Below are 13,067 nucleotides of genomic sequence, written 5' to 3'. Positions count from 1 at the left end.
ATGTTTTTCGAGATTAATATCTATGTTTTATTAAAAAATGTCCTCTGCACTTTATTTTCAGTTTCTTCTTATCATTTTTTTTCTTAAAATTACCTCGCCTCTATCGCCGGCGGGCTCGTTCCTTTTGCGGGACCAAAAGGAACCAAAAGTCCTAAGCAATCTCGCTGGTGTCTTCTCCCGCAAAGGCTTACCCGCAATTCAAAAACAAGGGGCGCTTATTTTTGCTTGGTTATGGTTTATGATAGCTTTTGCAACCTCGGACGCAAAATCGCATGCGCTATAGGCTTGATTCTACCAACATTTTTGCTTCTGCTTCTGCTTTTGAATTTTTTCCGACACTGGAGATTGCTTACTCACTTCGGCCAATACGGTATTTTATGATCGATTGTTCCTTCTAAATATAAAAAACATAACAAAAATCTTAAGAAAACAGGCCTGAAAAATAATATAACACCTATTCTAGCTTCATATTTTCAGTATTTTCTCAAATATATCAGCACTAATTTCCAAGAGCCAAAAAAATTATTGCATTTCATCCTCTAATTTCTACCATTCATCACTTTCATACGTTTTCTGTTAGTTTTTTTAAGCTTTTAGCCTATAATTTTGTTTAGCCGGCCGGCCTATCTATTCATCATTTAAAAAAATATACTATGGAAAAAGTTCCTTTTACTCCAGCTGGTTTACAGCAATTATTAACTACTCTTTATGCTTTGAGCGACCAAGAATTAAATTTAGTAGCTGATGCCTTACACCAAAATTTCAAACTTTGGGTTGCCGAGCATTTCGACTTAGATGAAGCTCAACTCGCTTACCTCCATAATCTTGATGAACGCTTTGTTAGTCAGGCTGCTGCCAGAGGAAGCTATTTTATGGCTCATCGTTTACCTATTGGTCTTAATAAAATGGAAGCTCCGGCTTTAAGGAGCGATGGCAAAGACCGTGGAAAACTGCTCAATTTGAATGAAAGTAGCAATAGCAATTTCACACCTGAGCTGGCTTATAGCAACCTTGAATCTTTAACTTTTAACATCACTTATTTTAATTAATCAGTGGGATAGCTGCAAGATATCCCCTGTTAACAGCTGGTGGTGGCAGTAAACACCACCGCTGTTCTCACATTTCTACCTATGAAAGGGGGATGCCGAAAACCCTTAAAAAGAGTAGGCATCATCATGTAAAACTCTATGGCTTCGAGATGTAGCAAAGCCAAATCTACGATGAAGAAAAAATTCATCATGCCCATGATTGCTGTAGCAGCAATCTCAGGCGCTGTTTTATTCTCTGCTTTTAAAGCAGAGGGAAATGCTTCCTCCCTACAGTATTGGGAGTATAGTGGTAATAACGTAGCTACAGACCAAATGGAGTATCAACCCGCATCTGCTCCTTCTTGTGCGGCTGGTAGCCAAGTTGTATGTACTATTTTAGCCGAAGAAGATCCTAACAACCCTGGATTTCCTTTGATTGCCGGCACTGCTTTAGAAAGTAGAATACAAAACAAAGACGAATCTAATTCTGATGTTTTTGTGCGCAACTAACTAAGCTAAGCTGCCTCTACAGGGAGGCAGCTTATTGCTATCTATTCACCTAACGCCTGTTTTGTTCAATCCCACTCAACACTATGGTATTTTGAGGGATTAAATTGGCAAAGCGCAAGTCTCCTGTGGTCAGTTCAATGATAGAACCTGCTATCCTACGTCTTAAGGTTATGGCCAAATCTGGTTCGCCACCCAATCTTCTTATATCAGCCCAACGACTGTTTGACCTAAACAGCAGTTGCTTTCTTCTTTCTAGTAAAACTAATTTCAACGCTTCTAGTCTATTGCTTGCCGTAAAGGGCACAAAGGTGTTAGTCCTAAATCTTCGCAACATTAAACTATTAAGGGTTGCCAAACCTTCAGCTACCCTATTTGCTCTTATCTGGCATTCTGCCTTAATCAGATAAAGCTCATCTGTGGCGATTCCGGCAAATAAATTACCTGTATTCCTTCCAGAATAATCTCCCTTAAAAGCAAAGCTACCATTGCTATTACGTGTAAAAAACAAGCTTCTTCTTAAATCATTGGTGCTATACGAACGGTATAAGGTAGAATCTACTCTTGCCCTTGTTTGCTGAAAAACACCACCTCTACCGGTATTAAAGGCTTGGAAAATCACTTCTGCATTAAACAAAGGGAAAGGATTTGCTGCTGTAGCATTTAAGCTATTATAGTCTATCAATTGCGATTGAAGCGCCAAAGCAGAATCTGCATAGCGTACTGCATTTTCATCATCTGCCATCACCAAATAGGTTCTTGCAAGCTGTGCATAAGCGGCTGCCTTTGAAGGTTGCGTTTTAAAAGCTCTGGTTGCAGGTAATAAACTGGCTGCTACTTTTAAGTCTGTAATTACTCTTTGATATGATTCTTCTAAGGTAGAACGTCTGATAGTTTCATTGATATCACTTGATAGCTTTAGCGGAATACCCAGCTCTTGTGCTGCCGTTTCTTGTCTGTACGGTAAAGTGAAGATTTGTAATAGTTGATAAAAATTATAGCTTCTCAAGAACAAAGCTGTACCTCTTAAGGTCTGTTTACTTGCATCATCGGCTGTTACTTGCTCTAGCTGGTCTAAAGCTACATTGGCTCTAAAGATTAAGTTATAAGCATTTTGCCAATCAAAATCATGGTAGGTTGTAGTAGCCCATACATAGCTATCTCTTGCCACTACATCTGTTAATGCATTCCAGATATTATCTTCCAAATAATAATCATCTGCCATAATATCCCCTGCTATGGGATAAAGCGTATTCATTTGATTGTTATTGAGGATGGCTTCTATATCTTTTAAAGTACTAGGTGTGGCTAAAGCCCGGTCTGGCTTGGCTTCCAAAAATTCCTGACAAGCGCAAAAGGAAATACTTATGAGGATGAGCAGGTAAGGCATATATATTTTTTTCATGTTCTGAGTTTATGAGTTTAGAAATCTGTTTTTAAGCCGAAGGAGATGGTGCGTACCGGAATAAAGCTATCTCCATACTCGGGGTCAAATGGGAATTTACTGGCTTTCCATAAAAGGCCAATATTATTAGCATACATAAATACACTGAGGTGTTTAAGATGAAGGGCTCTTAATTTAGATGCCTTAAATTGATAAGCTAAGCGAATATCCTGTAACCTAATATGGTCTCCGGGTTCTACCATGATATCCGCTTGTGTGTAAGCATTATCTCTATTGGCATTAGCAGGATAAATGATGGATGGAACTTGTGTAAAGGCTTCATCACCTGTTTGCTGCCAGCGCATTGCATATTCTGGTGATGCAGCCCATTGATTATATAAACTGCTATAGCTTAAACCTGTTCTGCGGTAGAAATAACCTAATTTATAACTCATGTTGAAACTTAAGCTCATTTGCTTATAGGTAAAATCCTGACGGAAAGCTCCAAAATATACGGGTAAAGAAGGACCATGAAATATTAAATCCTCAAATTTTACCTGATTGGGTATAGCGGTATAATCTTTAGAAATAGCTCCATTTACCTGTAGCTGTGGGTCGCCATTACTGGGGTCTAAGCCTGCCCAGCGATAGCTAACAATACCATAAGCTGGCTTCCCAACAATCGGCGTTATCCCGCTGCCATTTCCTACATAAAAAGAGGGAGAAGTAGGCTCGAACAAATATTTGGTTACCTTATTCTTGGATGAAGAAAAAAGGAAATTACTTTGCCATTGAAAATCATTTTGCTTCATAATTTGCGCTTGTAGCTCTAGCTCAAATCCTTGGTTTCTTAAAGCTGCGCTATTTAAGCTTCTTGTACCTGTACCGCCTGTAGTAGCATCTACCGCTACAAGCCCAATAAGGTCTGTTGCTTGTTTATGAAAATAGCTGATGTTACCTCTTAATCTGCTGTCTTTTGTTTCAAAATCTGCTGCGATATTAAATATCCCAACAGTTTCCCATCTTAAATCTGGATTGGGAGGATTGACAATGGTGGCTTGCGGTAAACCTGTAAAGGTGTTGATATTGAGAAATAATTGTTCGTACCTGATGGTGGTTAAAGCAGAACTTGAATTGTTTACATTTCCTGTATAACCATAGCTTGCCCTCAGATTTAAACGTGGCATAAAGCTCCAGTTATAAAAATTCTCTTGGTCTATATGCCATGCTGCGCCAACAGAACCCAATGGAACGCCTTTCTGATTTGCATTAACACCAAATATGTTTGATGCATCTCTTCTGGCACTTAAAGAGAAGCTATATCTTTTGGTATAATGGTAACTGGCATTAAAAAAGTAGGATACATTTCTGTTTAATAAGGAACTTTGAAAATTATTATTTGGTATACTGCTATTGGCTGCAAGTAAACCGTATATCGGAAAAGCTGTTACCAAATCTACCGGGCTACTTTGAAATATTAAATCATCAAAACCATATAACCGGTTTGTAGTAGCTGTGTTTTCCCGCTCTCTGAGTTCTGCTCCTGCAAGTAGCTCTAATTGATGCACATTCCAATCTTTGCTAAAATTGAGCTGACCTCTTAAACCATGTGCGAGTAATTGTCCGTTTGTTTCGTCTATGATGCTTCCTAATGGTATACGCCTTGTTATGGTATTACCACTGATGCTGCTATATCTGTTGATGAGGTTACGGGTAAAATAGGTCTCGGGGCTGTAGTTGTTATTTTGCTGGCTGCTATTGTTCTGAAAGCGGTATTGTATACTTGCCTTCAAAGTAGGAAACAATTGATAATCTGCCTGAACATCCAATAGCATATCATAGCTTCGGTTGCGATTATTAGCCAAAGCTATTTCATCCAGCGGCCGATAAGCCCAATCTTGTAAGAGTCCTCTTCCGGTAGTGTCTGTATACCTTTTACGGTAATTTTGTTCTAAGGCTAACGCATTCCCTTCTTCATCTGCCAAACGGGCATAAGGGTAGTAATTACTTTTACCACCATTTGGTCTTAAGCTATTTAAGCTTCCTAGTGCATTGTTCTGAGCCTGTGTACGGGTGTATAAAATACCTGCTTGTAGCTGTAGTTTGGGGTGTGGTTTTAAGCTTACACGGTTTCTGATGCTTAAACGCTGGTCATCATCCCCAACTAAATTAGAGCGGTTTTTATCAAAGCCTACGCTACCCGCATAAGACAATTGCCCAGCACCTGCTGCATAATTCAGGCTATACTGCTGTCTGATGCCTTGCTGTTGGAAATACTTGTTAAAATCATTTCTGATATCTGTTTGCTCCCAAATACTTAATTGTGTGGCTACTTGGTTCTGGTTAACTCGTCCTAGTCTTTGGTCTTCCAGTAATTCTACATAAGGCGATAGCACCGGGCGGTTACGTACATTGGTAATAGCCGTATTGTAAAAGCCTCTATCATACAGGTATTTCTCTACACTTAGGAAATCTGTGGATGACATTGCAGGATACCTAAACAGATCTGGCTTTTCTACCACACTGGTATTAGCCACCATACTAAAACTTAAGGGCTGTTTGCTTTTTGCGTTACGTGTGGTGATGACAACCACGCCATTACCTGCCCTTGTACCCCAAATGGCTGCTGCTGCCGCATCTTTTAGGATGGTGATGCTTTCTACATCATTGGGATTGATTTGTGCTACATCGCCTTCATAAGGGAAATTATCTAAGATGATTAAGGGTTGTGTACTTACTCCTGCCGTGAGGGTACTTAAACCTCTGATGCTAAAACGGGTTACTGCTCCTTCTCCACCACGCTTGTCGTAAAGCAAGGAAGGTGTGATGCCTTCTAAACGACGGAAGATATCGGTACCTATCTGACGGTTAAACAAGCTGCTATCTATCAGGCTGTAAGAGCCTGTTGCCCTACCTGCTGCTAATTTCTGGTAACCTGTGTTTACGATGACTTCTTTAAGCTCACCTGCTAGAGGTTCTAAATTGATAGTTAAAGGATTTTGTAAGGTGTATAAAGGCTTTACTTGTGCTTTAAAGCCCATAAAAGTAATCAGTAAAGTATCTGGCAGGGCAACCTGTTGAAATGTAAATTTACCTTCTTCATTAGCCGTAGCTGTTCGCTTTGACTTTAGTAGTCTGAGGTTTGCCCCTGCTAAAGGCTCTTTACCTGCTAGCACTGTACCTATTAAGGTTTCTTGTGCATAGGCTATAGCGATGATACTGATGAGGAATAGCGTTAATAGAATTTTTCTCATGGTTTGGATAGTGTGTTTAGGTGGTTTTGATGATGATTTTCTTCTAAGATGAAAGTAGGTAGCGTTCTAGTGGCTGGCTCCAGATAAAGACCTAGAGGCTGTAAGAGGACTTGTAAAGCTGCTAAACTTTGTTGCCCCTCTGGCCTAGGTAAAAAAGTCTTAGCTGACAAAGTGGTTTCATTAAGCACCCAAGGGAATGCAGGGTTTTTATTTAACGCTGCTATCCATGAGGCTAAAGACAAGCCTTCTTTAAGTGTTGCAGCTGTTGTAGTACTGCTTTGTTTTAATAGCCAAACTGGTGTTTCTTGCGCTACTATCTCTCCTTTAAGTCTGAAATGCCTATTTAAATCTGCCAGTAGTAAAGCATTTCTGGTGGCTATACTTGTTCCTTTGGGAAGCCTACGCTCGTAAGATATGCCATACTTACGCAACCACTCTTGCTGATAGCCTGCTGCCTGATGATACTGGTAACGAAGGGTGTCTTGAAGTTTTATTTTTCTTCTTTTCTCCTCATAAGGTATACCCTGCATTTGGGTAGCTATGGCATAAAGTTGAGCCATAGAGGCATTGATGATATAGTAACGTAGCGTAGAATCTGCCTCCAAAACCATCCCGCTACTGGCACTTTGCCCATCTATAAATGGTAAAACATATTGGCTACTATCTATTTTTAAGTATTGATGTAGCGATAGTTGTTTGGGATTAAAGGCATCTTCATCTTTTTTCTGATACCATTGAACTGACCTACCTGAAAGGATTTGATGAATGGTATGGGCATTGGCATATTCTAACAAGGTAGCACCTAAATATCTACCTTCTGGACTTATCCATACCAAATGAGGCACTAACTGGTGAGGAAAATAAGCTTTTAGCTGCTGTTTATCTAATACGGTAAATAAATCTAAAGCAGCTAATTTGGCATTTTTTGCCTTAGCCTTATTGAGCTGTTCTGGACTATCTGCTGTTATGGGAAGGATGAGTAAACGATCTGAAAATTGTTTTTGCAGCTGCTTAAGCTCTGGTATAGCCTGCACACAGGCCCCACACCAGGTACTCCAAAAATCTAAGATGATGAGTTTGCTTTTATAGTCTTGCAGGCTGATGTTGCTTTTCCCTTGCGGGTGATTAAAGGTTTGCAGCTTTAAATCCCATAAGGTTTTAGGGATGCTGTCTCCTACCTGTAAAGCTTGTTGTGCTTTGGCTTTTTTACTAAATACCACCACAACTAGCAGTAATACAAGCAGTTTGATGGTATTATGCCTCCTAAAAAAAGGCAGTATGTATCCTATACGATGTTTATCGTTCATTTTATTGTGTTTGGGTTTAAGGATATGTCACATTGAGCGGAGTCGAAATGTTATCATTTACCACTCTTCTCAGTCTGAAAAAACCGGCCGGGCTATTAACAACTATTAACTTATTTCATGGGATGCAATGGGCCAGACCGGTTGGTGTCCTAAACACTATTCCGGTGCGCAAATGATGAGGGCGTAAATTTGATTTTGTTGCTCCATGGTAAATATATTAAGGAGCCTTTTGATAAGTCAGGAAACACTAAAGGCGTGGAACTCAACTTACTGTTCTGGAGGTTCTGCTATACCTGTGGAAACGAATAAGTGAGCCCACGCCTTTAGCATGAGCATTTTCACTTATCGTCTCGTTTCCCTAGAATTTTAGCAGATTCCCAGAACTAGACTCTAAGTGCGAGTGCTTCAAATATTTTAAGAGTACTCGCTAAATTAAAAAACTTATTAATCTTGTCGACTATTTTTTAAATGTTTTATCAAAAATAATCCTTCTTTATATAAATTAATATACAATAATATATAAAATTATATATATAAACAATTTTTATTTTACATATACTAGATTTTTTTATCCATTATATTGTATTCTTTTATATTATAATATTGGGTAAGAAGAAATTTCACATATCTAGAGGAGAAGTACTTCATAAAGTAGCTAAAACTAGTCGTTTGTCTATTAAAGAAATTGCTGAAAAAGCAGGTTATAAGTACCCGACTTTTTACTTACACATTAAGAAAGCTGATTTACCTTATGAGACATTAGCGAGATATGGCCAAGTTCTAGGTCATGATTTTTCTGATGAATTTCCGGATATGATGGATTATATTTTTAAGGATAGCCATGTTGCTTACGGGGTTAAAAAGTTGACTTATGAAGAGTTGGAGGCTGAAAAAGAACGATGGTTAAATAAATATCATCAGTTGAATGAGAAGTATCAATTGCTTTCTGAAAAATATCACGAACTGCTAGAGGAGAAATTAGGATTGAAAGGCAAATAGTATCTATGATAATTGTGTTGTGGGTGATAATGGGGTAATTTAAAATTCTATTGAAATACGCTTTGATTTTTTTGGATGGAATTATAGGCTAATATAATAGGTATGGTTGTGTATTTACTTTTCATAGAAATCAATAAAAAATTACGCTAGTAAATCATTATCTCAAATTCTAAACTATTATTTAGTGATAAAAGGCGTGTTAAAAAGCGAAAAGCGTCGTATCAAAAAAAGATTGCAATTTTGGTAAGAGGATGGTTGCTGTGTTTTGGAAAAACTAATTACAAATGAAAATTCTGTTCATATACGAAGGAATCAAATTACCAGATAAATATTTGGAAAAATTTAAACCTAACTATGCTTTTAATGATAAAGATATTCATGTTTCCTATGACACTATTAACGCAAAAGAATTTATTACCAATAATATTATTACCCAGCAGCATCATTTAGACTTTATTATAGCTGAATTCAATACTTCAAAGTTTAAAATATCAATTGATGAACTAATTCAATGGCTACGAATTAGAGTAGAAAGTTATTCGTCCCATAATTTTCAGGTATCAAAGATTCCATTTATATTAATAAATAGTGAGCTTTTTCATGAATTTAGCTTCTTTGGTCATTATCATGATTATCATAACAATTTATATAGCGGAGTGTTAGTCAATCGTGAAAAAAATCCTATTTCACTCTATAATAATGCACTTTCTTCAAGCCTAGATATTTGGTTGGATGAACTTAAATCAGATTTAGACGATTTAAACATCGACCATCTAGGGCGTTATAAATTAGATGCTAAAATCTTAAGTGCTAAATCAGCAAACCTAAGAGTTCTTTCTGAAGAATTTCACAAAAACGCAACACGTTTAAATTACATTTGGAGTTCGGAAAATACCACTCAATTAGCTAGTGCCGGAGATGACATTTCAAAATTGGTAAAACAATATGAAAAATCCCCTTCAAAAAGAAACGAAAAAGAAATACACGACGTTTTAAAGAAGCATTCTCATGTATTGAAAGGGGAAGATTACCTTACTCCAATTTATGAAAAACAACTCTATTACTCAAATAGTCGAAAATATATAGAAAGTGACTTTATCAATGCGAGGCATAAGTATAGCTGGAATAAAAATCAAATCTATGAAGTAAAGCTTCCTTCTGAAAGATTTGTAAGAAGAAACAATAAAGATTTTGTTCTATCAAGATTCAGGAAATATCTTCGAAATCAATTAGGAAAATACTATGAATATTTTACCAATGAGCAAAACCTAAAGCATATGGTTAAAAGGTTCCAAAATGAAAATATTGACATTACGAATCAGGATTTCGATTTTGCTCTATTAATTGGAAGAGATACTTTTAGAGAAGAAAATTTATATTTGATTGAACAAGAAATAACTTTTAATAACTATAAAATAGATTTAATTACTTACGACGATGTTATAAGAAAACATGAATACTTATATCAGAGATTGAAGAGATTTAGCTTAGCGTAAATTGACTTTATAAAATCCAGAATTTTATTATGCCATTACATATCAATATTAAAGAGTTAATTGCAGGCAATACAGTAGAAGGAGACCGTATAGAATACAAGAAAGGCTGGAATCCCGGTGCTATCTATAGGAGTATCTGTGCCTTTGCTAATGACGTTGATGACATTGGTGGCGGTTATATTATTATAGGTATAGAGGAAAAAAATGGCAGACCCTTACGTCCGGTTCATGGGATTGAAGATAACCAGATTGATACCATACAGAAAGATATGATTGGGTTCAATAATCTTATTAACCCGACGTATTATCCTAAGATTAGTATTGAAGAGATTGATGGCAAAAAGATTATCGTAATATGGGCGCTCAGCGGTACCAGCAGGCCTTATGAAGTGCCAGAGGAAATAAAGGCCAAAGAAAAAAAGTATGCTTATTATATCCGCTCAGGCTCGAGTACTGTTAAAGCCAACAAACAGCAACGTGAGGAACTTATTGCTATGGCAAATAAAATCCCTTTTGACGATAGAGCAAATACCACTGCAGATGTTAAAGATATATCCTTTACACTTTTAAAGGAACACTTACGGTTAACAAACAGCAAATTATTTGATTGGGTAGATACACATAGCAAAGAGGATATATTATCACAGATGGCATTACTTTCCGGTCCACCAGAATTCTTGCACCCAAAAAATGTAGCCCTGATGTTGTTTACAGAAAGACCCGACGAATACTTTCCTGAAACAAGGGTAGAAATTGTACATTTTCCAAAAGGAGCGGATCATCCGGAATTTTTTGAGGCTCCATCAATTACCGGACCGGTACCACAGCTTATACGCCAAACGCTTTTGTACCTAAAAATAAATGTGTTGCGTGAGAAGATAACAAAAATTCCCGGGCAGGCAGAAGCGGTAAGAACCTGGAATTATCCATACGAAGCACTTGAAGAGGTCATCGCTAATGCCTTATACCACAGGGATTACCAAACAAGAGAGCCTGTTGAAATTAGGATATATCCAAACCAGATTATTATTTTAAACTACGGAGGACCAGACAGAAGCATTAAAATGTCGGCTTTTAACACTGGCCTGATATTGCCAAGAAGATACCGAAACCGTAGGTTGGGAGACTTCCTAAAGGAATTGGAATTAACAGAAGGTAAAGCAACAGGCATACCCACTATTAAGAGGGCTATGATAAATAACGGTTCATCAGCACCCTTGTTTGATACAGATGAGGACAGAAGCTATTTTATGGTAGCGCTACATATACACCCGGATTTTTCAATAAATCTTTTTGAGAAAGATATTACGGATGGAGATAATGGTATGGCTAAAAGGACAATTGAGGGAGCAATTGAGGGAGCAATTGAGGGAGCAATTGAGGGAGCGGCAAATAGCAGGGTAAAGAACAAACTGGTAATATTACTAAAAACCATTTTTGAGAATGAACATAAACGAGTTCCCTACTATGCTGATATAACCGGATTTTCATTAAAAAGCATCGAGAGATATATAAAAATACTTAAGGATGGTGGGTTAATAGACTTTAGTGAGGGTGCAACCCAAACAGGAGGTTACTATTTAACAGAAAAGGCTAAAAGAATAATTGAGGAGAGTAGAACGGGATGATTAATGGATTTCGAATAGAAAAGAATAAGGTGGTCACAAATTGTGACCGGTTCGGCTCACTCAAACATTCATCTGTAAATTGAGGAAACAATGGGGGAGCCTAAATAAGAAAGAAAGAGAATTGGATATAAGGAATGGGGTGAAGAAAATGGTTAGATTATTTTTATGTTTTCAGACGAATCTTAAGAAATAATTCAAATAAGACTATTCTTTAAAGAGTTTGGCTAGCATTATAAGGGCACTTTAATTTCAAATGCTCTAAAAAACTTGCCTGAACTAATTGACGTTAAACCACATGAAAGTAAGGGTAATACAAATGTTTATTCAAAAAAATAAATTAAAGGGATTTAAGTGATTTTTCTCTTCTAATTATCTTATACTTTTCATTTATGTCTTTAATTTTTTGGATGGAGTTATAGGCAACTATACTGTAACAATAATAGTTGCCGTTGATTTTTTTCTTCCAAGATAATTGGAATGCAAATTGATAAATTTTGCCCATTTAAATGGTCTTCTTATGCATCATCATTCTTTTTACTAACATGTCCATTGAGATAATTTTACACTAAGGTTACTTTATCAACAATAAATCCTTTATTTCCTTGACATTTGAGAAACTAATATCTCCTTTAGTTATTTTAGAATGACATATGGGGCACAATAGTAAAAGATTATCCATTATATTGTTAGCAGGATCTCCGTCTATATGATGAATTTGAAAATGTCCAACATCATCATTCTTACAAAAGGGGCATTTAGAATCAATCTCTTTCTGAAGTTGTGCCCTGACTTTTACCTCTTGAGGAATCTTCTTTCTAATTTTTTTAGACTGGTTGATATTCTTTGAAAATTTATTGTTATCTAAAAATTTGGAGAATTCAGCACATTCGAAATAATGTTTCTCCTCAAAGATTCGATTTTCATTAATTCCATTATCGTTATCCCAGCTTCCACTTGTGCAAGCTCTATTATCAAATCCAACAGGTGTATGTTCCCCTTTAAATAAACAAACCTCAGGACAAGTATTAGTAAAAAACCAATTCTTGTACCCTTTCATAATCGTAGGAAATTCCCCTTGAATTTCAATTTTATTTTTAAAATATTCATCAGAGAATTCACCGTTTCTATCAAGTAATTCTTCCCAGCCACCAATATTTGAATATCCTTCATTTAAATATGAAAAGAAATAAACTGTATATGCTTTTCTTTGACATATATTTATTATTGGACAACGAGGCGTAAGTTGATTTTTAATACTGAAATTTAAGTACTCTTTCTTATCCATTGGCTTCTAAATTCACAAATATTTATTTCTTTAATAATCCTCAAAACTTTAGCCTAATTAACTCTCACTTTCCCAAATCATTCCCCAACTAGTTTAAGTCTTAGTTCCAGTGCCAAAAGTGGAGGTTCTAACTTAAATTTAATATATTATTTCTTCTATTTATTTATCTATCTCTATTT

Annotated in this window: 9 protein-coding genes; 5 read left to right on the top strand and 4 right to left on the bottom strand. The window is 36.6% G+C overall.

Annotation, left to right across the window (positions count from 1 at the left end; genetic code table 11):
• Window positions 1-653 precede the first annotated feature (653 nt).
• Window positions 654-1,049 carry a hypothetical protein gene (locus FYC62_RS00730; protein WP_149073560.1) on the top strand — a complete coding sequence of 132 codons (396 nt, stop codon included), beginning with the start codon at window positions 654-656 and terminating at the stop codon, window positions 1,047-1,049.
• A gap of 171 nt (window positions 1,050-1,220) precedes the next feature.
• A complete protein-coding gene (locus FYC62_RS00725; protein WP_149073559.1) occupies window positions 1,221-1,538 on the top strand; it encodes a hypothetical protein in 318 nt (105 codons plus the stop codon).
• A 49-nt stretch (window positions 1,539-1,587) separates the two neighbouring features.
• Here FYC62_RS00725 and FYC62_RS00720 read toward each other — a convergent pair whose 3' ends face one another.
• Genes FYC62_RS00720 through FYC62_RS00710 form a run of 3 tightly spaced genes read right to left on the bottom strand, consistent with a single transcriptional unit; the run spans window position 1,588 to window position 7,480 of the window.
• Complete coding sequence (locus tag FYC62_RS00720) at window positions 1,588-2,940, bottom strand: RagB/SusD family nutrient uptake outer membrane protein (RefSeq protein ID WP_149073558.1); 1,353 nt, start codon at window positions 2,938-2,940, stop codon at window positions 1,588-1,590.
• Between the two features lie 17 nt (window positions 2,941-2,957).
• On the bottom strand, window positions 2,958-6,173 hold the full coding sequence (locus FYC62_RS00715; RefSeq protein WP_149073557.1) for a SusC/RagA family TonB-linked outer membrane protein: 3,216 nt from the start codon (window positions 6,171-6,173) through the stop codon (window positions 2,958-2,960).
• Entirely contained in the window at window positions 6,170-7,480 is a 1,311-nt protein-coding gene (locus tag FYC62_RS00710) for a TlpA family protein disulfide reductase (RefSeq protein WP_149073556.1), read from the bottom strand. The genes FYC62_RS00715 and FYC62_RS00710 overlap by 4 nt, the downstream gene beginning before the upstream one ends.
• A 603-nt stretch (window positions 7,481-8,083) precedes the next feature.
• Here FYC62_RS00710 and FYC62_RS00705 point away from each other — a divergent pair.
• The 3 genes from FYC62_RS00705 to FYC62_RS00695 all read left to right on the top strand — a co-directional run bounded on the left by FYC62_RS00705 (window position 8,084) and on the right by FYC62_RS00695 (window position 11,603).
• Window positions 8,084-8,479 carry a hypothetical protein gene (locus FYC62_RS00705; RefSeq protein ID WP_149073555.1) on the top strand — a complete coding sequence of 132 codons (396 nt, stop codon included), beginning with the start codon at window positions 8,084-8,086 and terminating at the stop codon, window positions 8,477-8,479.
• A 284-nt stretch (window positions 8,480-8,763) separates the two neighbouring features.
• Window positions 8,764-9,975 (top strand): hypothetical protein, encoded by a 1,212-nt coding sequence (locus FYC62_RS00700; RefSeq protein WP_149073554.1) that lies wholly within the window; start codon window positions 8,764-8,766, stop codon window positions 9,973-9,975.
• A gap of 29 nt (window positions 9,976-10,004) precedes the next feature.
• Window positions 10,005-11,603: an RNA-binding domain-containing protein gene (locus tag FYC62_RS00695; protein ID WP_149073553.1), complete on the top strand. Its 1,599-nt coding sequence runs from the start codon at window positions 10,005-10,007 to the stop codon at window positions 11,601-11,603.
• A 571-nt stretch (window positions 11,604-12,174) separates the two neighbouring features.
• Here FYC62_RS00695 and FYC62_RS17170 read toward each other — a convergent pair.
• Window positions 12,175-12,888 carry an HNH endonuclease signature motif containing protein gene (locus FYC62_RS17170; RefSeq protein WP_205943746.1) on the bottom strand — a complete coding sequence of 238 codons (714 nt, stop codon included), beginning with the start codon at window positions 12,886-12,888 and terminating at the stop codon, window positions 12,175-12,177.
• Window positions 12,889-13,067: the final 179 nt, after the last annotated feature.

It is taken from the genome of Pedobacter aquae, assembly GCF_008195825.1.
Lineage (GTDB): Bacteria > Bacteroidota > Bacteroidia > Sphingobacteriales > Sphingobacteriaceae > Pseudopedobacter > Pseudopedobacter aquae.
Note: the sequence above shows the minus strand (reverse complement) of the source record. Positions and strands in the feature narration are given on the sequence as shown.

Bases quoted from the DNA above. Each gene is read 5' to 3' on its own strand.
- FYC62_RS00720 (WP_149073558.1), bottom strand. From the start codon at position 2,940: ATGAAAAAAATATATATGCCTTACCTGCTCATCCTCATAAGTATTTCC.
- FYC62_RS17170 (WP_205943746.1), bottom strand. From the start codon at position 12,888: ATGGATAAGAAAGAGTACTTAAATTTCAGTATTAAAAATCAACTTACG.
- FYC62_RS00700 (WP_149073554.1), top strand. From the start codon at position 8,764: ATGAAAATTCTGTTCATATACGAAGGAATCAAATTACCAGATAAATAT.
- FYC62_RS00730 (WP_149073560.1), top strand. From the start codon at position 654: ATGGAAAAAGTTCCTTTTACTCCAGCTGGTTTACAGCAATTATTAACT.
- FYC62_RS00715 (WP_149073557.1), bottom strand. From the start codon at position 6,173: ATGAGAAAAATTCTATTAACGCTATTCCTCATCAGTATCATCGCTATA.
- FYC62_RS00710 (WP_149073556.1), bottom strand. From the start codon at position 7,480: ATGAACGATAAACATCGTATAGGATACATACTGCCTTTTTTTAGGAGG.
- FYC62_RS00725 (WP_149073559.1), top strand. From the start codon at position 1,221: ATGAAGAAAAAATTCATCATGCCCATGATTGCTGTAGCAGCAATCTCA.
- FYC62_RS00695 (WP_149073553.1), top strand. From the start codon at position 10,005: ATGCCATTACATATCAATATTAAAGAGTTAATTGCAGGCAATACAGTA.